Below are 20,649 nucleotides of genomic sequence, written 5' to 3' on the forward strand. Positions count from 1 at the left end.
CCGAGCGACGCGAAAGGCGGACCACGTGCGCATCGCCATGCTGTCCTACCGCAGCAAGCCGCACTGCGGCGGTCAGGGCGTCTACATCCGCCACCTCAGTCGTGAGCTCGTACGCCTCGGGCACGAGGTGGAGGTCTTCTCCGGCCAGCCCTACCCCGACCTCGACGAGGGCGTGCGGCTGACCAAGGTGCCGAGCCTCGACCTCTACCGCGAGCCCGACCCGTTCCGCGTGCCGAGGCTGCGCGAGTTCCGCGACCGCATCGACGTCGAGGAGTTCCTCACGATGTGCACGGCCGGGTTCCCCGAGCCGAAGACCTTCAGCTCGCGCATCGCGCGGCTGATGGAGGAGCGCGCCGCCGACTTCGACGTCGCCCACGACAACCAGGTGCTCGGCACCGGGATCCTGGAGCTCGAGTCCTACGGCCTGCCCGTGGTCGCGACCATCCACCACCCGATCACGATGGACCGCGCGATCGACCTGCAGACCGCGCCGACGCGGCGCAAGAGGCTCACCCTGCGCCGGTGGTACGGCTTCCTGCGCATGCAGACCCGGGTCGCCAAGCGCTACCGCAAGGTGCTCACGCCCTCGGAGTCCTCGCGTCGCGACGTCGCCCGCGACTTCGGCGTCGACCCCGACCGCATCCAGACCATCCTGCTCGGCGTCGACGACGTGTTCGCCCCGCCGACCGCACCCCGGGTGCCGGGACGCATCCTGGCCATGGCCAGCGCCGACGCCCCGATGAAGGGGATCGCGACGTTGCTCGAGGCCTTCGCCAAGCTCGCCGTCGAGCGCGACGTCTCCCTGGTGCTGGTCACCCGCCCCGAGCCGGGCGGGCGCACCGAGCAGCTCATCGACCAGCTCGGCATCGCCGACAAGGTCGACTTCGTCAGCGGCGTCAGCGACGAGGAGCTCGTCGCCGTCATGGGCTCGGCCGAGGTGGCGTGCGTGCCGTCGCTCTACGAGGGCTTCTCGCTGCCCACGGCCGAGCTGATGGCCTGCGCCACCCCCCTCGTGGTGTCGCGGGCGGGAGCCATCCCGGAGGTCGTCGGCCCCGACGGCGAGTGCGCCGACCTGGTGACCCCGGGCGACGTCGGCGAGCTCGAGCAGGCGATCGCCGCGCTGCTCGACGACCCGGAGCGGCGTACGACGATGGGTGCGCGCGGTCGCGCCCGCGTCGAGGAGCTGTTCAGCTGGCGCGCCGTGGCCGAGGCCACCGCAGCCGCCTACGAGGAGACCATCGCAGACTTCCGTGCGGAGAAGAACGAGAGGGAGACCGGCCGTGCTGACCGTTGACTTCGACCGGCTCGGGCTGCGCCCCGGCGACCGCGTGCTCGACATGGGCTGCGGCGCGGGACGCCACGCCTTCGAGATGTACAAGCGCGGTGCCGACGTCATCGCCTTCGACCAGGACGCCGACGAGCTGGCGACCGTGCGCGAGTGGTTCGCCGCGATGCGTGAGGCCGGCGAGGTGCCCGAGGGCGCCGAGGCCGACGTGAAGGAGGGCGACGCGCTCGCCCTGCCCTTCGCCGACGGCGAGTTCGACCGCATCGTCGCCTCCGAGGTGCTGGAGCACATCCACGCCGACGTCGACGCGATCAAGGAGCTCGTCCGGGTGCTGCGCCCCGGCGGCACCCTCGCCGTCACCGTGCCGCGCTGGTTGCCCGAGGTGATCAACTGGAAGCTCTCCGACGACTACCACAACGCCGAGGGCGGACACGTCCGGATCTACACGGCCGAGGAGCTCGTCGACAAGGTCACCAAGGCGGGCCGCTCCAACGACGGCACGCCCGGCGACGCGATGGTGTTCACCGGCAAGGACTACGCCCACGGGCTGCACACGCCCTACTGGTGGATCAAGTGCGCGGTGGGCGTCACCCACGACGAGCACCCGCTCGCCAAGGCCTACCACAAGCTCCTCGTCTGGGAGATCGTGGAGAACCCGAGGGCGCTGCAGCTGGCCGGCAAGGTCCTCGACCCGTTGATCGGCAAGAGCATGGTGCTCTACTTCCGCAAGCCGGCATGACCGAGGTGCTCACTCGCGCCCAGGTCGAGCAGACCGCCGCCACGATCGCGGCCATGCAGGAGCCCTCGGGCGCGATCCCGTGGACGCCGGGGGAGCACACCGACGTGTGGAACCACCTCGAGTCGGCGATGGCGCTGATGGTCGGCGGCCAGCGCGAGGCCGCGCACCGCGCGTTCGACTGGGTCCGCTCGACCCAGCGCGCCGACGGCTCGTGGCCGATGAAGGTCGTCGCCGGGGAGGTCGAGGACCACTCCGGCGAGACCAACATGTCGGCCTACGTCGCCGTCGCCCTGTGGCACCACTGGCTCGTCGCGCGCGACGAGGCGTTCATGCGCCGCATGTGGCCGACCGTGCGCCGCGCGCTCGACTTCGTCGTCTCCCTCCAGCTCCCCTTCGGTGGCGTCGCCTGGTCGCAGGAGTGGCACGACGGCGCGCCCGCGAAGGTCAACGCCGACGCCCTGCTGGCCGGCTCCTCCAGCATCTACCACTCGCTGCGCGCGGGGGTGGCCCTCGCCGAGCTGCTGGACGAGCCGCAGGTCGAGTGGGAGCTCGCGGGCGGCCGGCTCGGCCACGCCCTGCGCGAGCACCGCGACCTGTTCCTGGACAAGTCGAGCTTCTCGATGGACTGGTACTACCCGGTCCTCGGCGGCGCCGTGCGCGGCGACGCAGCGCGCCGGCTCCTCGCCGAGCGGTGGGACACCTTCGTCGAGCCCGGCCTCGGCATCCGCTGCGTGTCCACCAACCCGTGGGTGACCGGCGCCGAGACGTGCGAGCTGGTGCTGGCCCTCGACGCGATCGGCGACCGCGAGCGCGCGGTGCAGCTGTTCGCCGACATGCAGCACCTGCGCACCGACGAGGGGTCCTACTGGACCGGCTACGTGTTCCCCGACGAGGTCAACTGGCCCGCCGAGCAGACCACCTACACCGCCGCGGCTGTCGTCCTCGCCGCCGACGCCCTGACCCACTCCACGCCGGGAGCCGACATCATGCGCGGCACGACGCTGGCACCGGACTTCGCGGAGATCGGCCTCGAGTGCGGCTGCCGGCCTGCCGACGGCTCAGCCGACGAGCGCGTCGCCGGCGTCACCCGACGTACGACGTAGCACCCGCATCGAGCCCACCACGTCGACCTCGGTGAAGGCGCCGCTGGCGAGCGCCGGGAGGTAGATGTCCTCGTAGGGCGGCCTGCCGCCGTCGGCGGGGTCGGGGAAGACGTCGTGGATCACCAGCACGCCGCCGGCCACCACCCAGTGCGGCCACCCGCGGAAGTCCGCTCGCGCGGGCTCGACCCCGTGGCCGCCGTCGATGAACAGCAGCGACAGCGGCGTACGCCACCAGCGGCTCACCGCCTCCGACCGGCCGACGACCGCGACGACCTGCTCCTCGAGGCCGGCGGCGGCGATGGTGCGCCGGAAGGTGGGCAGGGTGTCCATGAGCCCCAGGTCGGGGTCGACGAGGCTGTCGTCGTGGTGCTCCCAGCCGGCCTGGTTCTCCTCGGAGCCGCGGTGGTGGTCGACGGTGAGGACGGTGCCGCCGACCTCGCGGGCCGCGGCGCCGAGCCAGACCGCGGACTTGCCGCAGTAGGTGCCGACCTCCAGCGCCGGTCCGTGCGGCAGCCGCTCGCGCGCCCACCGGTGCAGGAGCTCACCCTCGTCCTCGGGCATGAAGCCCTTGGCCGCGCGGGCGTGGGCGAGCAGGTCGGCGGGCATGCCGGACGGGCTCACGCGCCGAGGTCCTCGGGCTCGGCACCGCTGTCGGCCTCGAGCCCGTGGCGCCAGGTGTTCCAGTGCCACGACAGGTAGCGGTCGACCGCGCGCACGGCGTTGGCGCTGCGCAGGGAGTGGAAGACGTCGAAGGCGTGCTGGGCGCCCGGCAGCTCGGCGTAGACGACCGAGCGCCGCGACGTGCGCCGCAGCTCGGCGACGAAGAGCCGCGCCTGCTCCACGGCGACGAGCGAGTCGAGCTCGCCGTGGATGACGAAGAAGTCCGGGGCGTCGGGGGTCACCCGCAGGATCGGTGAGGCGGCCTCGTAGACGTCGGGGGTCGCGGCCCACGTGGTCTGCATGACGCGGGGGCCGAGGAAGGCGTCACGCATGCCGATCGCGTTGGCGAGCCCGGTGGAGCCGGCGAAGTCGTAGACGCCGTAGAACGGCACGGCCGCGCGCACGCTGGTGTCGGCGTCCTCGAAGCCCGGCTGGAAGGTCGGGTCGCCCGGGGTGAGCGCGGCGAGGGCGGTGAGGTGCCCGCCGGCCGAGCCCCCGGTGATCGCGAGGTAGTCGGGGTCCCCGCCGTAGTCGGCGATGTTGTCCTTGACCCAGGCGATGGCGCGCTTGACGTCGACGATGTGCGCCGGCCAGGCGTCGCGGGGCGAGAGCCGGTAGTTGATGGCCACGCAGACCCACCCGCGGGCGGCCATGTGGTTCATCAGCGGACGCCCCTGGTGCTCCTTGGCGCCGACCGTCCACGCACCGCCGTGCACCTGGAGCAGCACCGGGGCGTGGGTGATCGCGTCGTCGCCGGCGGGGAGGTAGATGTCGAGGTGCCCGCGGCGCCCGGCCTCGCTGTAGGGCACGTCGCTGATCACGCGCACGGCCTCGTCGTGGAAGTCGAACGGGCGCGCCAGCCGGCGCCACGTCGTGGCGAGGTCGGCCGGGTCGGGCACCGCGTCGAGCTGCTCGACGTAGTCGACGCCGAGTCCCTCGACGAGCGCCTCCTCGAAGCCGTCGGCCGACTGGCGGCTCTGGCGCACCATGCGGGCCAGGCCCAGCGCGCTGGCGCCGGCCAGGGCCAGACCCGCCTTCGACGCGACACCCTTGCGGCGCCCGGGGGTCAGGTGGGTGGCCACGTCGATCGCGGTCAGCGCCAGCACCTGCGGCGCGGTCTCGTTGAAGAGGAAGCCGGCGAAGAAGGACCCCAGGCCCGAACGACGCCCGCGACCGGGACGTGCGGCGTTGGCGGTCAGGGCGGCGACGACGCTCTGGCGCAGCAGGAAGCTCACGCGACCAATCTACTGGCCGGTAGTCAGTCGGCGTGCAGCCGCTCACCGAAGAAGTCCAGCACCGCGTCGACCGCGCGCTGGGAGCGCTGCTCGGTGACGGTGGAGTGGCCCCTGCCCTCGAGCTCGACGCGGATGAACGCGTCGCCGACGAGGTCGGTGAGGCTGTCGAAGCGTGAGCCCACGAGCGGGTCGGACGCGTAGCGGATGCCGAGGATCTCGCAGCCGGCCTCAGCCCGGCGGCGTACGACGTCGGCGTCGGCGGGGGAGAGGTTGAGGTCCGCCGCGCGGCCGGGCAGCCCGACGAAGGGCGCGCTCGGCTGGCAGAGCACGGGCGCGACGGTCGACTCGTCGACCATCATCGCGAGGGCGAAGCCGCCCGTGAAGCACATGCCCAGCGCGCCCACGCCGGGGCCACCCAGCTCGGCGTGGAGCTCGCGCGCCAGCGAGCGGAGCCAGCCGGCGACCGGGGTGGTCACGCCGGTGGCGAGCTTGGTGAACTCCCGGCTCACGCAGACCCTGGGCATGGTGCGGGCCACGTCGAGGTTGCTGAACGGCCGCGCGACGGGCCCGAAGAGGTGCGGCAGCAGCACGGTGTGACCGGCTGCGACGAGCTCCTCGGCGAAGGCGATGACACCGGTGGTCAGCCCGGGCATCTCGTGGACGACGACCACGCCCGGACCCGTCCCCTTCCGCCACACCGGGTGCGTGGTCGGTCGGCCCCGCACGTCGGCGGTGTGCTCGGAGCGGGTCCAGGTCTCGAGGGCGTCCACGCGCGGAAGGCTTGCAGGGAACGGGCCGTCGAGGAAGAGGCTGTCCATCTCGTGCGCGGGAGGGTCTGTCTTCTTCCTGCTCGCGCGGTTAGGTTCTAGGCCACATTTCGTCCCACGACAGACAAGGTGATTCTCGGATGCACACCTCTCGTTCCCTCCGCGGGCTCGTCGTGGCCGGCTCGATGGCGCTCGCCGCCACGACGCTGTCCGCGACCGCCGCCGTCCCCGCGACCGTACTGGGTTCCTCGCCCCAGGTCTCCGCCTGCAAGGACGGTGCCGCCGGCTCGGCGGCCAACGCCCGTGTGCGCAAGGGCTCCAAGCAGGTCGAGCCCAAGCTGTTCGCGGGCAGCGGCGACCAGTACGCCAAGCTCGACAACGCCCCGACCCTCGCGGGCGGTTCGGTCACGGTCCCGACCTACTTCCACGTGGTGCTCCCCGCCGCCGAGGCCACCAACGGCACCGCCGCCGAGGACCGCCTCCGCAGCCTGGTCACCGCGCAGATGGACGTGCTCAACAACTCCTACGCCGGCGGCTCGCTGACCTCGGGCTCGGCCGCGACGCCGTTCAGCTACACCCTGTCGGGCGTCGACTTCTCCTACAACGACGCGTGGTACACCGTCGTCCCGGGCAACGTCGAGAAGGAGATGAAGGCCGCCACGCGTGTCGGCGGCAAGGAGACCCTCAACGTGTGGACCGCCAACATCGGCGACGGCCTGCTCGGCTGGGCGACCTTCCCCACCAAGAGGCTGAGCTCCGACGACGGCGTGGTCATCCTCGACGAGTCGATGCCGGGCGGCACGGCCGGCAAGTACTCCGAGGGCGACACGCTCACCCACGAGGTGGGTCACTGGCTGGCGCTCTACCACACCTTCCAGGGCGGCTGCCGGGGCCAGGGCGACCAGGTCGCCGACACCCCGGCCGAGGCGCAGGCCCAGTTCGACTGCCCCACCGGCGCCGACACCTGCACCGCCCCCGGCATGGACCCGATCCACAACTTCATGGACTACACGCAGGACTCCTGCATGTACCAGTTCACCGCCGGCCAGGCCGCTCGCATGAGCGACGCCTGGACGCAGTACCGCGCCGGCTGACCGCAGCGCACCTGCACCACACCCGGACGCCGGGTCGGGCCCCCGCCCGGCCCGGCGTCCGTGCGTCAGAACGCGTAGTCGAAGGCCTCGAGGTCGGCGGCGTACACCTCGGCGACCCTGTCGCGGGCCGCGGCCGAGTAGTAGTCGCGATAGCTGCCGTGCGGTGACTTGTTGCGGTGGGGGATGCGCGTCGGCTCGGACCCGAGGTGGCGCTCCACCTGCTGCAGGTCCTCGGCGAAGGTCTCGGTCCGCCCCACGAAGTCGACCTCGCGACCGGGCGCGCGGAGGTAGTCGACCTGCGGTCGGCCCACCCGTGGCAGCTCCTCGGTGCCGCGGAGCACGAACTCCTCGAAGCCGGTGTACGCCGCCGCCGCGCGCCACATGTCGTTGCCGCGCATCTTCTCCGCGTCCGCTCCCTGCGGGCGTCCGCTCGAGGGGCCCCACTCGCGGTCCCAGTCCTGGATCATCGACCACCACGACACCATCCGGGCCCACGGGTTGCGCACGAACGCGAAGGACCAGTAGTCGGCCACGTGCGGCTCGGCGCGCAGGATCCGCTCGTAGGGCGCGTGACGCCCGAGCGGCGGCCGCACCCCGGGCGCCTTGCTCCGCGCGTCGGGGCAGGCGCGCTCGAACGCCACACCGACCGAGACGCCGCCGGTCTTCGGCACGTGCACGAAGAGTGCGCGCCGGGCGTCGGAGATGAGCACGGGCGCGAGGCTAGCCCACGCGGCGGTGCGCGCCTGATCCGATGGGGGATGATCGGGGCGTGATGACGTTCTTCGACCGGGGCCCCGGGCGCGACTTCGTCCTCCTCGCGCTGCCGAAGACCGCCAGCACGACGCTCGAGCGGGCGCTCGCGCCCCACGCCACCGAGGTCGTCAGCTCACCCCCGGGCCGCAAGCACCTGCCCGCGCGCGCCTTCGTGCACACCGTCGCGCCCGAGCTCGCCCGTCAGGGCCGTGGGCGCGACACCTACGAGCTGGTCACGATGTTCCGGGAGCCGATCGAGTGGCTGGAGTCGTGGTGGCGCTACCGCTCCCGCGACGACAGCCGCCAGTCCACCGCGGACATGTCGTTCGAGGAGTTCGCCCTGCACTACCTCGCGGGCCACGACGACGCCCCGGTCCCGAAGGGTCGCCCGGCCAGGTTCGTCCAGGCGCGGGGAGTGGTGGCGGTGGACCGCATCTTCAGCGTCGACCGCCCGGACGTCTGGTCGGTGTGGTTCGCCGAGCGACTCGGCGCGCCGCTGGTCTTCGAGCGACGCAACGCCTCCGACGCGGCTCGCGGCGAGCTCTCCTTCGCGACCCGGGAGGCACTGGCCGCGCACTTCGTGCCGGAGTACGACGTGTGGCAGCGGCTCGCCGCCACGGGGGAGTGGGCCGACGCGCGCGGGACGGCCCTGGCGGCCCAGCCTCCGGTGGGCCAGCCGGATCAGTAGGTGTAGCCGAAGAGCTCGATGTCCTCGGCGTAGACCTCCTCGACCCTGCGACGCGTCTCGTCGGTGTAGTAGTCGTGGTAGGTGCCGTGGCGTGACTTGTTCTTGTGCGGCGGCGTGGTGGGCTCGAGCCCCAGGTGCACCTGCACGCGCTGCAGGTCCTCCACGAAGTTCTCGGTGCGGCCGATGAAGTCGACCTCCCGCCCGTGCTTGGGGGCGCGGAGGTAGGTGATCTGCGGGGTGCCCACGCGGGGGAGCTCCTCGGTGCCGCGCAGCACGAACTCCTCGAACCCGGAGTAGGCGGCCGCGGCGCGCCACATGTCGTTGCCGTCGCGCATCGAGCCGTGCTTGACGTCCTGCGGCTTGCCGCTGGCGGGGCCGTGACGCCGGTCCCACGCCGAGATCATGGAGTACCACGAGACCATCCGCGCCCACGGGTTGCGCACGAACCCGAAGGCCCAGTAGTCCACGACCTGCGGCTCGTGCTTGATGATCTTGCCCAGGGTGGCGTGCCGGCCGATCGGCGTACGCGCCTTGCGAGCGTCGGGGCAGGCCTCCTTCACCGTCTCCTCGACCGAGACACCACCGGTCTTGGGGACGTGGACGAAGAGCACCTGCCGGGAGTCGCTGATGAGCACGCGCCGAGGCTATCCCACGCACCACCCGCACCAGACCCGCGCCCGAGCCGGCCCACAGGGCCTCCAGGTGGTCCAGACCAGTGGCGCGGAATCCCGGTGTGAAACCGCAGGAACTCTCAAGAAGGGCTGTTATGCCCGTGGTTCAACAGATGAACGCCGTAGCGTCACCAGAGTCATCGTGGGGATGGCGTCAACCAGTCAGCGAGCCGTGGGGGTTCAGCATGTCGCAGGTCATCAATCGCCGCACCGTGGTGCGGGGCGCAGCGTGGAGCATCCCGGTCGTCGCGGTGGCGGCCAACGCGCCTGCTTTCGCAGCCTCGACCGACGCGCCCGTCATCTCGTCCATCTCGGTGACCTGCCGCACCACCGGCCAAGGCAACGGCAACTGCCAGGGCTACCGGCTCGCGCTCGCCTTCCAGGTTCAGGGAACCTACAGCTGGTCGATCAACATCACCGCCGCGCAGATCGTCACCGACACCGGCGTGACCCAGTCGATCAACAGCCCGGTGTTCCCCGTGACGATCAGCGCGCTGAACCCGACCATCCCGAACCTGTGGTTCTGCTCGGCGTCGAGCCCGAGCAAGATGGATCTTCGGATCACCTACACGGCGACCCGCACTGACGCTCAGGCGCCGCCGGCAAGCACGATCAGCTACCCGAGCGCGACGACCTTCGTCACGTTTGACGGCATCCCTGGTTGCTGACGGGGGCATTCTTCGGACCCCCTGGCTCAGCGCTCAGGCCTCGAGCGGCCAGCCCCGCTGGGCCCACGCGCCGGTGCCGCCTGCCACGTTGATCGCAGCGAGGCCCTGGGCGCGCAGGTGGTCGACCACCTGCCGGCTGCGACCGCCCGCCTGGCAGATCACGAAGATCGGCTGGTCCTTCGGCAGCTCGGCGACCCTGCCGGGCACGTCGTTCATCGGGATGTGCACGGCGCCGGGCACGCGCCCGCCGGCCACCTCGTCGGACTCGCGGACGTCGACGACGTAGGCCCCCTGGCTGTGGGCCGCGGCGAACTCGTCGAGGCCGACCTCGTCCTGGGGCCCGTTGGCAGCTGCCTCCTGCGCGGCCGCGACCTCCTGCCGTACGGCGTCCATGTCGAGCCCGCGCGCCTGCGCGATCACGTCCGACAGCGCCTGGGCCGGCAGCGCGCCGGCCTGGTTGAAGAGCAGGATCCCGTCGCGGAAGAGCATCAGGGTCGGGATCGAGGTGATCGCGGCCATCTGGGCCAGCTGCTGCTCGGCCTCGGTGTCGACCTTGCCGAAGACGATGTCGGGGTTGGCCTGCGACGCCTTCTCGAAGATCGGGGCGAACTGGCGGCACGGGCCGCACCAGGCAGCCCAGAAGTCGATCAGGACGATGCCGTCGCCGCTCACGGTCTGCTCGAAGTCGGCCAGGGTCAGCTCGCGGGTGCTCATGGCCCCACCATGCCACGGGCGCCGCGGCGACTCACGTCGGCGACGGCCCTGCTCACCAGCCGCGGGCGCGCCACTCCGGCAGCGAGGCCCGCTCGGCGCCGAGCGTCGAGTCGTTGCCGTGACCGGGGTAGAACCACGTCGCGTCGGGCAGGCGGTCGAACACCTTCGCCTCCAGGTCGTCCATCAACGAGGTGAAGTCGGCCGGGCTGGTGGTGCGTCCCGGCCCGCCGGGGAAGAGCGAGTCGCCGGTGAACAGGTGCGGGTGCTCGGAGACCGACGGGTCGTCGAGCAGGAGCGCGATCGAGCCGGGCGTGTGCCCCGTGAGTCGTACGACGCCGAGCTCGCACGTGCCCACGGCGACGGTGTCGCCGTCGCCGACCCGGCGGGCGACCGCCACGCCCGTCTGCTCCTCGATCGCGTCCGCGTCCGGCTCGCCCGCGACCACGCTCGCGCCGGGGTGGGCGGCGACGACCGCGGCGAGGGCGCGGTGGTGGTCCCAGTGCTGGTGCGTGGTGACCACGGCCGACAGCGTCCGGTCGCCGATCAGCTCCAGCAACCGCTCGGGCTCGGCGGCGGCGTCGACGAGCACGAGCTCGTCGGCCTCGCTGCAGTGCAGGAGGTAGCAGTTGTTGGACATGTCGGGATCCACCGCGACCTTGGTGACCGTCAGGCACCCGAGCCTCCGCACGTCAGGAGCGCCGCCGGGGGAGACCTCTCCGGTGTAGCTGTCGGGCTGCTGCTCGTTCACCATGACTCCACCTCCGGGAGATCGGTCGTGTCGGACGTGAGGCCCGCGCCCGTGCCGCGGCCGGTCAGCCACCAGCCCAGGTCGGCCGAGGTGCCGGAGACGGTCGGGCCGCCCTCCCCGTCGCCGTAGTGCCAGGTGCGGTCGAGGTCGGTGGGCCGCGCGCTGAAGGGCTGCGGGTAGGGACGCTTCGTCATCGAGTCGAGCAGGAGCACGCGGAACGCCTCGGGCCAGTCGCCCGCGGCGTAGCCCGCGCCGAGGTCGGCATGGTGGATCTCGACCTCGCGCACGCGCATGAGGGGCACGCTGACGAGCGCGAAGTCCGGGCCGCCCGGCGTGCGCTCGAACCGGCCGTCCCAGTCGTCCTCGTGCATCGCGGCCAGGGCCCGCTCGAAGTGGGCGGTCGCGCCCAGGAAGCGCTCGCGGAGGTCGGCCGGGTCGTCGGCGGCGAGCTCGGCGATGTCGGCGTCGCGGGCCTCGGGGGAGGCGTACATCGGCTGCGGCTGGTGCACGTGCGCCCCGTGCAGGACGCCGGCCAGGCCCTCGGCGTTGAGCGCGAGGTGCGCCACGACGTGGGCCCGGGTCCACCCCGGGAGGAGGGAGGGCTCGCCCCACTCGGGCCCGGCGAGGGCGTCGACGGTGCGGACCAGCGCCCGGTCGGCACCTGCGATGAGGTCGGCGGCGCGGGCCGCGGAGTCGGTCACGCGTCCCATCGTGCCACCTCGGCGGGGTCCACCCCCGTGGGTGGACGATGGGCCCGTTGTCGGTGGTGGGTCATAGTGTGGAGCGGTGCGTCGTCTTGACCGCGACGACCGACCGGGACGAACATGTGTTCGACTCCCCAGACCTCTCCAGACCTTCTCCCACACCTTCCTGCGACAGGACCGACGAGGACCACAGTGGCCGACCAGCTGATCATCCGGGGCGCGCGCGAGCACAACCTCAAGGACGTCTCGCTCGACCTGCCGCGCGACTCCCTCATCGTGTTCACCGGCCTGTCCGGGTCGGGCAAGTCCAGCCTCGCCTTCGACACCATCTTCGCCGAGGGCCAGCGTCGCTACGTCGAGTCGCTGTCGGCCTACGCGCGCCAGTTCCTCGGGCAGATGGACAAGCCCGACGTCGACTTCATCGAGGGCCTGAGCCCCGCGGTCAGCATCGACCAGAAGTCCACCTCGAAGAACCCGCGCTCGACCGTCGGAACGATCACCGAGGTCTACGACTACCTCCGCCTGCTCTACGCCCGCGCCGGGCGTGCGCACTGCCCCACCTGTGGTGCGCCGATCGAGCGCCAGACCCCGCAGCAGATCGTCGACCGGATCCTCGCGCTGGAGGAGGGGCGACGCTTCCAGGTGCTCGCGCCGGTCATCCGCGGTCGCAAGGGAGAATACGTCGAGCTCTTCCGCCAGCTGCAGCAGCAGGGCTTCAGCCGTGCGCGGGTCGACGGCGAGACCCACTCGCTCGACGAGCCGCCGACGCTCGACAAGAAGCTCAAGCACACGATCGAGGTCGTGGTCGACCGCCTCGCGGTCAAGGAGTCGTCCAAGCGTCGCCTCACCGACTCGGTCGAGACGGCGCTGGGCCTGGCCGGCGGGCTCGTGGTCTTCGACTTCGTCGACCTCGACGCCAAGGACCCGGGCCGGGAGATGAAGTTCTCCGAGAAGATGGCGTGCCCCAACGACCACACCATCGACACCGACGACCTCGAGCCCCGCTCGTTCTCCTTCAACTCCCCGTTCGGTGCCTGCACCGTGTGCTCGGGTCTCGGCACCAAGATGGAGGTCGACCCCGAGCTCGTCGTCCCCGACCCCGGCGCCACGCTGGGTGAGGGCGCGATCGCGCCGTGGAGCGGGGCCCACGTCGCCGACTACTTCCTCCGCCTGGTCAACGCGCTGGGCGAGGAGCTCGGCTTCGACCTCAACACCCCGTGGGACCAGCTGACCCCCAAGGCGCGCACCTCGCTGCTCGAGGGCCACAAGACCAAGGTCCACGTCGTCACGAAGAACCGTTACGGCCGCCAGCGTGCCTACTACGCCGCCTTCGAGGGCGTCCGCCCCTACGTCGAGCGGCGCCACCGCGAGGCCGAGTCCGACACCAGCCGCGAGCGCTTCGAGGGCTTCATGCGCGAGGTGCCGTGCCCGGCCTGCCAGGGCACGCGGCTCAAGCCGGTGTCGGTGTCGGTCACCCTGGGCGCCAAGGACGAGGGCGGCAAGAACATCGCCGAGGTGTGCGCGCTGCCGATCAACGAGGCCGCCCACTACCTGCGCACCGTCGACCTCTCCGTGCGCGAGCGCCAGATCGGCGAGCGCGTGCTCAAGGAGATCCAGGAGCGCCTGCAGTTCCTGCTCGACGTCGGCCTCGACTACCTCTCCCTCGACCGGCCCAGCGGGTCGCTGTCCGGTGGCGAGGCCCAGCGCATCCGCCTCGCGACCCAGATCGGCGCCGGCCTCGTCGGCGTCCTCTACGTCCTCGACGAGCCGTCCATCGGCCTGCACCAGCGCGACAACAAGCGCCTCATCGAGACCCTGCTGCGCCTCAAGGACCTCGGCAACACCCTCATCGTCGTCGAGCACGACGAGGACACCGTTCGGGTGGCCGACTGGGTCGTCGACATCGGCCCGGGCGCGGGCGAGCACGGTGGTCAGGTCGTCCACTCAGGCTCGGTCGAGGACCTGCTCACCCACCCCGACTCGATGACCGGCCAGTACCTCTCGGGCCGTCGCGAGATCCCCGTCCCCGCCGTGCGCCGCCCGCGCACCGTGGGCCGCGAGCTCGTCGTCCACGGCGCCCGCGAGCACAACCTGCAGAACGTCGACGTGAGCTTCCCCCTCGGCGTCTTCACCGCGGTCACCGGCGTGTCCGGGTCGGGCAAGTCGACCCTGGTCAACGACATCCTCTACACCTCGCTGGCCAAGCAGATCTACAACGCCCGCACGGTGCCCGGGCGCCACACGAAGATCAGCGGCCTCGAGCACGTCGACAAGGTGATCCACGTCGACCAGTCGCCGATCGGTCGCACGCCGCGGTCCAACCCGGCGACCTACACCGGCGTCTTCGACCACGTGCGCAAGCTCTTCGCCTCCACCCCGGAGGCCAAGATGCGGGGCTACCTCCAGGGCCGCTTCTCGTTCAACGTCAAGGGCGGCCGCTGCGAGGCGTGCTCCGGCGACGGCACGATCAAGATCGAGATGAACTTCCTGCCGGACGTCTACGTCCCCTGCGAGGTCTGCCACGGCGCGCGCTACAACCGCGAGACGCTCGAGGTCCACTACAAGGGCAAGACCATCGCCGAGGTCCTCGACATGCCCATCGAGGAGGCGGCCGACTTCTTCGCCGCCGTCCCCGCGATCGCGCGCCACATGAACACGCTGCAGGAGGTCGGCCTCGGCTACGTCCGTCTCGGGCAGCCCGCGACGACGCTGTCGGGCGGCGAGGCGCAGCGCGTCAAGCTCGCCAGCGAGCTGCAGAAGCGCTCCACGGGCCGCACGGTCTACGTCCTCGACGAGCCCACCACCGGCCTGCACTTCGAGGACATCCGCAAGCTCCTGCACGTGCTCTCCGGCCTGGTCGACAAGGGCAACACGGTCCTGGTGATCGAGCACAACCTCGACGTGATCAAGACCGCCGACTGGCTCATCGACATGGGTCCCGAGGGTGGGTCGCGCGGCGGCACCGTGGTCGCCGAGGGCACGCCCGAGGAGGTCGCCGCGGTCGAGGCCAGCCACACCGGGTTCTTCCTCAAGCCCATCCTGGAGGGGCGTGGGGCCAAGCAGCCCGGTCGGCCGCGTCGGGCGGCTGCGGCAGCGGAGCCCGCGAGCCGCCGGACCACGACCAAGAAGGCCGCTGCGAAGAAGGCCCCGGCCAAGAAGGCTGCGGCCAAGAGCGCTGCGGCCAAGAAGGCGCCTGCGCGCAAGACGTCGTAGTCACAGGGTGCTCACAGGTGGGCTGGCTAGGGTCGGCGCATGACCGCGATCAACAGACGTCGTGCCCTCTCCGGTTCCGCTGCCGTCGCCGTCGGCGTACCGATCCTCGCCGCCTGCGGCAACGGCTCGGCGTCGACCGGCTCGACCGGTGCGGACGGCTCGGGGAGCTCGCCGAGCGGGAGCGGTGGCGCCGCGGGCGAGACGCTGGCCACCGCCGCCGACGTGCCCGTCGGCGGGTGCTTCGTGGTGTCGGGGGCCAAGGTCGTGGTGACGCAGCCGAGCGCGGGTGACTTCAAGGCGTTCACCGCGGTGTGCACCCACCAGGGCTGCCTCGTGGAGACCAGCTCGGAGGGCGACATCCCCTGTCCGTGCCACGGCAGCAAGTTCTCCCTCGACGACGGGTCCCCGATCTCGGGCCCGGCGAGTGCGCCCCTCGCGGCGGTCGACATCACCGTCGACGGGGACACCATCACCCGGGCCTGACCGGGTGGCCCGCGCTGTCGGGGCTCGCCCGTAGGGTTGGCGGGTGGCCAGCCCGAGCTCCTATCGACCCGCTCCGGGGTCGATCCCCACCCGGCCCGGGGTCTACCGCTTCCGCGACGCCAAGGGCCGCGTGATCTACGTCGGCAAGGCCAAGAGCCTGCGGGCACGCCTGTCGTCGTACTTCCAGGACATCTCCAACCTCCACCCCCGCACCGCGTCGATGGTCACGACGGGTGCGAGCGTCGAGTGGACGGTCGTCGACACCGAGGTCGAGGCGCTGCAGCTGGAGTACAGCTGGATCAAGGAGTTCGACCCGCGGTTCAACGTGAAGTACCGCGACGACAAGTCCTACCCCTGGCTCGCGGTCACCGTGGGCGAGGAGTTCCCGCGCGTCATGGTCGGGCGCGGGGCCAAGCGCAAGGGCACCCGCTACTTCGGCCCCTACAGCCACGTCTGGGCGATCCGCGAGACCGTCGACCTGCTGCTGCGGGTCTTCCCGATGCGCTCGTGCAGCAACGGCGTCTTCAAGCGCTCGGCGCAGATCGGTCGCCCGTGCCTGCTCGGCTACATCGACAAGTGCTCCGCGCCGTGCGTGGGCTCGGTGACGCCGGAGCAGCACCGCGCGATCGTCGACGACTTCTGCGACTTCATGGCCGGCAGCACGACGGCGTTCACGAAGCGTCTCGAGCGTGAGATGTACGCCGCCTCCGAGGCGCTCGACTTCGAGAAGGCCGCGCGGCTGCGCGACGACCTCGGCGCGCTCAACCGGGCCCTGGAGAAGCAGGCGGTCGTGCTCGGTGACGGCACCGACGCCGACGTGATCGCGCTCGCCGAGGACCCGCTCGAGGTGGCCGTGCAGATCTTCTACGTGCGCGGGGGGCGCATCCGCGGCCAGCGCGGCTGGGTCGCCGACCGCACCGACGAGGGCGGCACTCCCGAGCTGGTGCAGGACTTCCTGCTCCAGCTCTACGGCGGGGTCGGCGTCGACGATGGTGCCGGCGACACGATCCCGCGCGAGGTGCTCGTCCCGGCGCTGCCGCCCGACCACGGCGTCATGGAGGAGCTGCTGAGCGAGCGGCGCGGCAGCAAGGTCGCGATCCGGGTGCCGCAGCGCGGCGACAAGCGCGACCTCCAGCAGACGGTCGCCACCAACGCGGCGCAGGCGCTCGCGCTCCACAAGACCAAGCGAGCCAGCGACCTCACCACCCGCAACCGTGCGCTCGAGGAGATCCAGCAGGCGCTGTCGCTCGACGAGGTGCCGCTGCGCATCGAGTGCTACGACGTCTCCAACCTCCAGGGCACCGAGGTCGTCGCGTCGATGGTCGTCTTCGAGGACGGGCTGTCACGCAAGTCCGAATACCGCCGCTTCGTGATCCGGGGCGTCGACGGCCAGAACGACGTCGCGTCCATGCACGAGGTGATCACCCGGCGCTTCAAGCGCTTGTTGGATGAGCAGGCGCGCGGTGAGCTTCAAGATGCTCCTCGGGCGGCGCCGGCGGGCTCGGATGCTTCGCAGGCTCAGCAGCCCGACCCGCAGGCGCCCCTCCTCGTCGACCCCGAGACCGGACGACCGCGCAAGTTCGCCTACGCGCCGTCCCTCGTCGTCGTCGACGGCGGCCCCCCGCAGGTCGCCGCTGCCCAGCAGGCGCTGGCCGAGCTCGGGATCAACGACATCCCGGTCTGCGGGCTGGCCAAGCGGCTCGAGGAGGTCTGGCTGCCGGCCGAGGAGGATCCGGTGATCATGGCCCGCACCAGCGAGGGCCTCTACCTGCTCCAGCGCATCCGCGACGAGGCACACCGCTTCGCCATCAACCACCACCGCAGCCGACGCTCGAAGTCGATGGTCGAGAGCCTCCTCGACGACGTCCCCGGTCTCGGCGAGGTGCGACGCAAGACCCTGCTCAAGCACTTCGGCTCGCTCAAGAAGCTGCGCGAGGCCGACGTCGATCAGATCGCGCTGGTGCCCGGCATCGGACCGCGCACGGCCGGCTCCATCAAGGACGCGGTCGCGAAGGCCGACGCGACCCGCAAGACTGCGGGCAGCGCACCGGCGGTCAACACCGCCACCGGCGAGCTCATCGAGGAGGACTAGGCATGGTCGAGGCGACACCCGGCGAGCTGGTCATCGTCACCGGCATGACCGGGGCGGGCCGGAGCACGGCCGCCAAGGAGCTGGAGGACCTCGGCTACTTCGTGGTCGACAACCTCCCGCCGACGCTCGTGCGCGACGTCGTCCGCCTCGTCGACGACAGCCGCGGCATCGACCAGCCGATCGCGGTGGTGGTCGACGTCAGGTCCGGCTCGTTCTTCGACTCGCTGCAGGCCAACCGCCACCAGCAGGTCACCGGGCGGCCGACGACGCTGCTCTTCCTTGAGGCCACCGACGACGTGCTGGTGCGCCGCCAGGAGGCGGCCCGCCGCCCGCACCCGCTCCAGGGCGGTGGTCGCCTGCTCCACGGTCTGCAGCGCGAGCGCGAGGCCATGGCCGACATCCGCGGCGACTCCGACGTGCTGCTCGACACCTCCAACTTCAACGTGCACCAGCTGCAGGACCGCATCACCGAGCTGTTCGGCACCGCCGCCACGACCCGGCTCAAGATGACGGTCATCAGCTTCGGCTTCAAGTACGGCATCCCCGTCGACGCCGACTGGGTGGCCGACATGCGCTTCCTGCCCAACCCTCACTGGGTCCCCGAGCTGCGGCCGCAGAACGGGCGCGACCCCGACGTGTCCGCCTACGTGCTCTCCCAGCCGGGTGCGGGGGAGTTCCTCGAGCAGTACCTCCCGGTCCTGGGCACCGTCGCCGAGGGATACCTCCGCGAGGGCAAGCGGTTCATGCAGGTCGCCGTCGGGTGCACGGGCGGCAAGCACCGCAGCGTGGCCATGACCGAGCAGATCGCGACCCGGATGCGTGCCGCGGGCTACGACGTGAGCACGGCCCACCGCGACCTCGGCAGGGAGTGACGTGGCGCGCGACACTGCGCAGGCCGCCGTCGCGCTGGGAGGTGGGCACGGCCTGTTCGCCACCCTGTCAGCCCTGCGACGCCTCCACGCCGACCTGACGATCGACGACCTCACCGCCGTGGTCACCGTCGCCGACAACGGAGGCTCCTCCGGCCGGCTGCGCGGTGAGTTCGGCGTGCTGCCGCCGGGCGACCTGCGGATGGCCCTCGCCGCCCTGTGCGGGGACGACGAGTGGGGCCGCACCTGGGCCGACGTGCTCCAGCACCGCTTCGCCGGCGAGGGCGAGATGAACGGCCACGTCGTGGGCAACCTGCTGATCGTCGGCCTCTGGGAGCTGATGGGCGAGCCCGTGCGTGCCCTCGACTGGGTCGGTCGTCTTCTCGGCGCGCACGGCCGGGTGCTGCCGATGGCAACGACGCCGATGGACATCACGGCTCGCGTGCGTGGCGCGGACCCCGCCGACCCGGGCGCGGTGAGCGTCGTACGCGGTCAGGTCGAGGTCGCGACCGCCGCGGGTCGCATCGAGTCGGTCGCACTCGTGCCCGAGGACCCGCAGGCCTGCGCCGAGGCGGTCGAGGCGGTCATGGCCGCGGAGTGGGTCGTGCTGGGGCCGGGGTCGTGGTTCAGCTCGGTGATCCCGCACCTGATGGTGCCCGGCCTGCGGACCGCGCTGGCCGAGACGAGCGGGCGACTGGTCGTGGTGCTCAACCTCGAGGCGCAGGCAGGGGAGACCACCGGCTTCGGGGCCGCGGAGCACCTCGCCGCCCTGTTCGAGCACGCCCCAGACCTGCGTGTGCACGCGGTGCTGGTGGACCCCACGGCCCTGGGTGACGACCACCTGGAGGTGGAGCGGCTCGTCGCCGCCCGCGGCGGCCGGCTGGTGGTCGCGGACGTCGCAGCCCCGGGCGAGCCCCGCCACGACCCGGACCTCCTCGCCGCCGCGTTCCGGCGCATCGTCGACGAGGGCTGACCCCGTCCGACCCGGTGGGCGGCAGGACTGCGAGGGTCGTTGACCAGCATGGCAGGATTCGGCCCATGGCTATGACGGCGCAGGTGAAGGCAGAGCTTGCCTCCACCCAGATCACCAAGACCTGCTGCCGCAAGGCCGAGGTCGCCTCGATGCTGCGCTTCGCAGGCGGTCTCCACATCGTCAGCGGACGCATCGTGGTGGAGGCCGAGCTCGACACCGGCGCCGCCGCCCGCCGGCTCCGCACCGACATCGCGGAGGTCTACGGACACCCCTCCGACGTCGTGATGGTGCAGGGCAACGGCATCCGCAAGGGCAGCCGCTACATCGTCCGCGTCACCAAGGACGGCGAGGCGCTCGCCCGCCAGACCGGCCTGCTCGACCAGCGGGGGAGGCCCGTGCGCGGCCTTCCGCCCGCTGTCGTCAGCGGTGGTGGCTGCGACGCCGTCGCCGCGTGGCGTGGGGCCTTCCTCGCGCACGGCTCGCTGACCGAGCCCGGTCGCTCGTCCTCGCTGGAGATCACCTGCCCCGGACCCGAGGCCGCGCTCGCGATCGTCGGCGTCGCCCGGCGCCTGGGCATCTCGGCCAAGGCGCGCGAGGTGCGCGGGGTCGACCGCGTCGTCATCCGTGACGGCGACGCCATCGGCGCGCTGCTCACCCGGCTCGGGGCCCACGAGTCGCTGATGGCGTGGGAGGAGCGGCGGATGCGTCGCGAGGTCCGGGCCACGGCCAACCGGCTGGCCAACTTCGACGACGCCAACCTGCGCCGATCCGCTCGGGCCGCGGTGGCCGCAGGCGCACGGGTCGAGCGCGCGCTGGAGATCCTCGCCGAGGAGATCCCCGACCACCTGCGCCAGGCCGGGCACCTGCGCCTGGAGCACAAGCAGGCCTCGCTGGAGGAGCTCGGGCAGCTCCACGACCCGGTGCTCACCAAGGACGCGATCGCCGGCCGGATCCGCCGGTTGCTCGCGATGGCCGACAAGCGCGCCGAGGAGCTGGGCATCCCCGACACCGAGGCCTCGCTCACCCCGGAGATGCTGGCCGAGGACGGCTGACCCCAGCCGGGTTGGATCGATCCAAAGTTACCTGTCCGTACCGCGGTCGACCGCGCTCCTGCGCGCCGACGCGACCCGATAGGGTCGGTGATGCTGGTCACCGAAGGCCAGTGCTGTCGACGGGGTCACCGAAGGCCC

Annotated in this window: 20 protein-coding genes; 12 read left to right on the forward strand and 8 right to left on the reverse strand. The window is 71.8% G+C overall.

Annotation, left to right across the window (positions count from 1 at the left end; all coding sequences use genetic code 11):
* The first annotated feature begins 25 nt into the window (after positions 1–25).
* The 3 genes from ASG76_RS17090 to ASG76_RS17100 are packed head-to-tail and all read left to right on the forward strand — an operon-like array spanning position 26 to position 3,127.
* Complete coding sequence (locus ASG76_RS17090; protein ID WP_056606272.1) at positions 26–1,294, forward strand: glycosyltransferase family 4 protein; 1,269 nt, start codon at positions 26–28, stop codon at positions 1,292–1,294.
* Positions 1,281–2,024 (forward strand): class I SAM-dependent methyltransferase, encoded by a 744-nt coding sequence (locus ASG76_RS17095; RefSeq protein WP_056606663.1) that lies wholly within the window; start codon positions 1,281–1,283, stop codon positions 2,022–2,024. Before ASG76_RS17090 ends, ASG76_RS17095 begins: the two co-directional genes overlap by 14 nt.
* Entirely contained in the window at positions 2,021–3,127 is a 1,107-nt protein-coding gene (locus ASG76_RS17100) for a prenyltransferase (protein WP_056606275.1), read from the forward strand. Before ASG76_RS17095 ends, ASG76_RS17100 begins: the two co-directional genes overlap by 4 nt.
* Here ASG76_RS17100 and ASG76_RS17105 read toward each other — a convergent pair.
* From ASG76_RS17105 to ASG76_RS17115, 3 genes are read right to left on the reverse strand one after another with little or no spacing between them, the layout of a single operon-like run.
* Positions 3,083–3,748 carry a class I SAM-dependent methyltransferase gene (locus tag ASG76_RS17105; RefSeq protein WP_235529709.1) on the reverse strand — a complete coding sequence of 222 codons (666 nt, stop codon included), beginning with the start codon at positions 3,746–3,748 and terminating at the stop codon, positions 3,083–3,085. The genes ASG76_RS17100 and ASG76_RS17105 overlap by 45 nt on opposite strands.
* Positions 3,745–5,022: an alpha/beta hydrolase gene (locus ASG76_RS17110; RefSeq protein WP_056606280.1), complete on the reverse strand. Its 1,278-nt coding sequence runs from the start codon at positions 5,020–5,022 to the stop codon at positions 3,745–3,747. The genes ASG76_RS17105 and ASG76_RS17110 overlap by 4 nt, the downstream gene beginning before the upstream one ends.
* Before the next feature lie 23 nt (positions 5,023–5,045).
* Positions 5,046–5,792, reverse strand: a complete 747-nt coding sequence (locus ASG76_RS17115; RefSeq protein WP_235529711.1) for a dienelactone hydrolase family protein — start codon at positions 5,790–5,792, stop codon at positions 5,046–5,048.
* 137 nt (positions 5,793–5,929) lie between these two features.
* Here ASG76_RS17115 and ASG76_RS17120 point away from each other — a divergent pair, with 137 nt between their 5' ends.
* Positions 5,930–6,883 (forward strand): zinc metalloprotease, encoded by a 954-nt coding sequence (locus ASG76_RS17120; protein WP_056606286.1) that lies wholly within the window; start codon positions 5,930–5,932, stop codon positions 6,881–6,883.
* A gap of 65 nt (positions 6,884–6,948) precedes the next feature.
* On the opposite strand, the gene ASG76_RS17125 is transcribed toward ASG76_RS17120, so the two are convergent.
* Positions 6,949–7,593, reverse strand: coding sequence for a sulfotransferase family 2 domain-containing protein (locus tag ASG76_RS17125; protein WP_056606289.1), 645 nt, complete (start codon positions 7,591–7,593; stop codon positions 6,949–6,951).
* A 59-nt stretch (positions 7,594–7,652) separates the two neighbouring features.
* Between ASG76_RS17125 and ASG76_RS17130 the strand changes: the two genes are divergently transcribed.
* Positions 7,653–8,324: a hypothetical protein gene (locus ASG76_RS17130; protein ID WP_056606292.1), complete on the forward strand. Its 672-nt coding sequence runs from the start codon at positions 7,653–7,655 to the stop codon at positions 8,322–8,324.
* On the opposite strand, the gene ASG76_RS17135 is transcribed toward ASG76_RS17130, so the two are convergent.
* A complete protein-coding gene (locus ASG76_RS17135; protein WP_056606295.1) occupies positions 8,318–8,959 on the reverse strand; it encodes a sulfotransferase family 2 domain-containing protein in 642 nt (213 codons plus the stop codon). The two genes, ASG76_RS17130 and ASG76_RS17135, sit on opposite strands and share 7 nt — an antisense overlap.
* A 221-nt stretch (positions 8,960–9,180) precedes the next feature.
* On the opposite strand from ASG76_RS17135, the gene ASG76_RS17140 reads away from it, so the two are divergent.
* Positions 9,181–9,663, forward strand: coding sequence for a hypothetical protein (locus ASG76_RS17140; protein ID WP_056606298.1), 483 nt, complete (start codon positions 9,181–9,183; stop codon positions 9,661–9,663).
* A gap of 33 nt (positions 9,664–9,696) precedes the next feature.
* Here the strand turns inward: ASG76_RS17140 and trxA are convergent, their stop codons facing one another.
* From trxA to ASG76_RS17155, 3 genes are read right to left on the reverse strand one after another with little or no spacing between them, the layout of a single operon-like run.
* Complete coding sequence (trxA, locus tag ASG76_RS19820; RefSeq protein ID WP_082587643.1) at positions 9,697–10,377, reverse strand: thioredoxin; 681 nt, start codon at positions 10,375–10,377, stop codon at positions 9,697–9,699.
* A 52-nt stretch (positions 10,378–10,429) separates the two neighbouring features.
* A complete protein-coding gene (locus ASG76_RS17150) occupies positions 10,430–11,128 on the reverse strand; it encodes an MBL fold metallo-hydrolase (protein ID WP_056606301.1) in 699 nt (232 codons plus the stop codon).
* Positions 11,122–11,826 (reverse strand): maleylpyruvate isomerase family mycothiol-dependent enzyme, encoded by a 705-nt coding sequence (locus ASG76_RS17155; protein ID WP_162254133.1) that lies wholly within the window; start codon positions 11,824–11,826, stop codon positions 11,122–11,124. Before ASG76_RS17155 ends, ASG76_RS17150 begins: the two co-directional genes overlap by 7 nt.
* A gap of 195 nt (positions 11,827–12,021) precedes the next feature.
* On the opposite strand from ASG76_RS17155, the gene uvrA reads away from it, so the two are divergent.
* The 6 genes from uvrA to whiA all read left to right on the forward strand — a co-directional run bounded on the left by uvrA (position 12,022) and on the right by whiA (position 20,511).
* Entirely contained in the window at positions 12,022–15,042 is a 3,021-nt protein-coding gene (gene uvrA, locus ASG76_RS17160) for an excinuclease ABC subunit UvrA (RefSeq protein WP_056606307.1), read from the forward strand.
* Between the two features lie 39 nt (positions 15,043–15,081).
* Positions 15,082–15,525, forward strand: a complete 444-nt coding sequence (locus ASG76_RS17165) for a Rieske (2Fe-2S) protein (protein WP_056606311.1) — start codon at positions 15,082–15,084, stop codon at positions 15,523–15,525.
* 43 nt (positions 15,526–15,568) lie between these two features.
* On the forward strand, positions 15,569–17,617 hold the full coding sequence (uvrC, locus tag ASG76_RS17170) for an excinuclease ABC subunit UvrC (protein WP_056606314.1): 2,049 nt from the start codon (positions 15,569–15,571) through the stop codon (positions 17,615–17,617).
* Positions 17,618–17,619: 2 nt separating this feature from the next.
* Complete coding sequence (gene rapZ / locus ASG76_RS17175; protein WP_056606317.1) at positions 17,620–18,489, forward strand: RNase adapter RapZ; 870 nt, start codon at positions 17,620–17,622, stop codon at positions 18,487–18,489.
* A gap of 1 nt (position 18,490) precedes the next feature.
* Complete coding sequence (locus tag ASG76_RS17180) at positions 18,491–19,459, forward strand: gluconeogenesis factor YvcK family protein (protein ID WP_056606320.1); 969 nt, start codon at positions 18,491–18,493, stop codon at positions 19,457–19,459.
* 65 nt (positions 19,460–19,524) lie between these two features.
* Positions 19,525–20,511, forward strand: a complete 987-nt coding sequence (gene whiA / locus ASG76_RS17185; protein ID WP_056606323.1) for a DNA-binding protein WhiA — start codon at positions 19,525–19,527, stop codon at positions 20,509–20,511.
* The last annotated feature ends 138 nt before the right edge of the window (positions 20,512–20,649 follow it).

Origin of the sequence: Nocardioides sp. Soil774 (genome assembly GCF_001428125.1) — a bacterium.
In the GTDB taxonomy this organism is placed as follows: domain Bacteria; phylum Actinomycetota; class Actinomycetes; order Propionibacteriales; family Nocardioidaceae; genus Nocardioides.

Coding starts and splice junctions, on each gene's coding strand:
- ASG76_RS17100 (WP_056606275.1), top strand. CDS start 2,021: ATGACCGAGGTGCTCACTCGCGCCCAGGTCGAGCAGACCGCCGCCACG.
- ASG76_RS17165 (WP_056606311.1), top strand. CDS start 15,082: ATGACCGCGATCAACAGACGTCGTGCCCTCTCCGGTTCCGCTGCCGTC.
- ASG76_RS17120 (WP_056606286.1), top strand. CDS start 5,930: ATGCACACCTCTCGTTCCCTCCGCGGGCTCGTCGTGGCCGGCTCGATG.
- rapZ (WP_056606317.1), top strand. CDS start 17,620: ATGGTCGAGGCGACACCCGGCGAGCTGGTCATCGTCACCGGCATGACC.
- trxA (WP_082587643.1), bottom strand. CDS start 10,377: ATGAGCACCCGCGAGCTGACCCTGGCCGACTTCGAGCAGACCGTGAGC.
- whiA (WP_056606323.1), top strand. CDS start 19,525: ATGGCTATGACGGCGCAGGTGAAGGCAGAGCTTGCCTCCACCCAGATC.
- ASG76_RS17150 (WP_056606301.1), bottom strand. CDS start 11,128: ATGGTGAACGAGCAGCAGCCCGACAGCTACACCGGAGAGGTCTCCCCC.
- ASG76_RS17140 (WP_056606298.1), top strand. CDS start 9,181: ATGTCGCAGGTCATCAATCGCCGCACCGTGGTGCGGGGCGCAGCGTGG.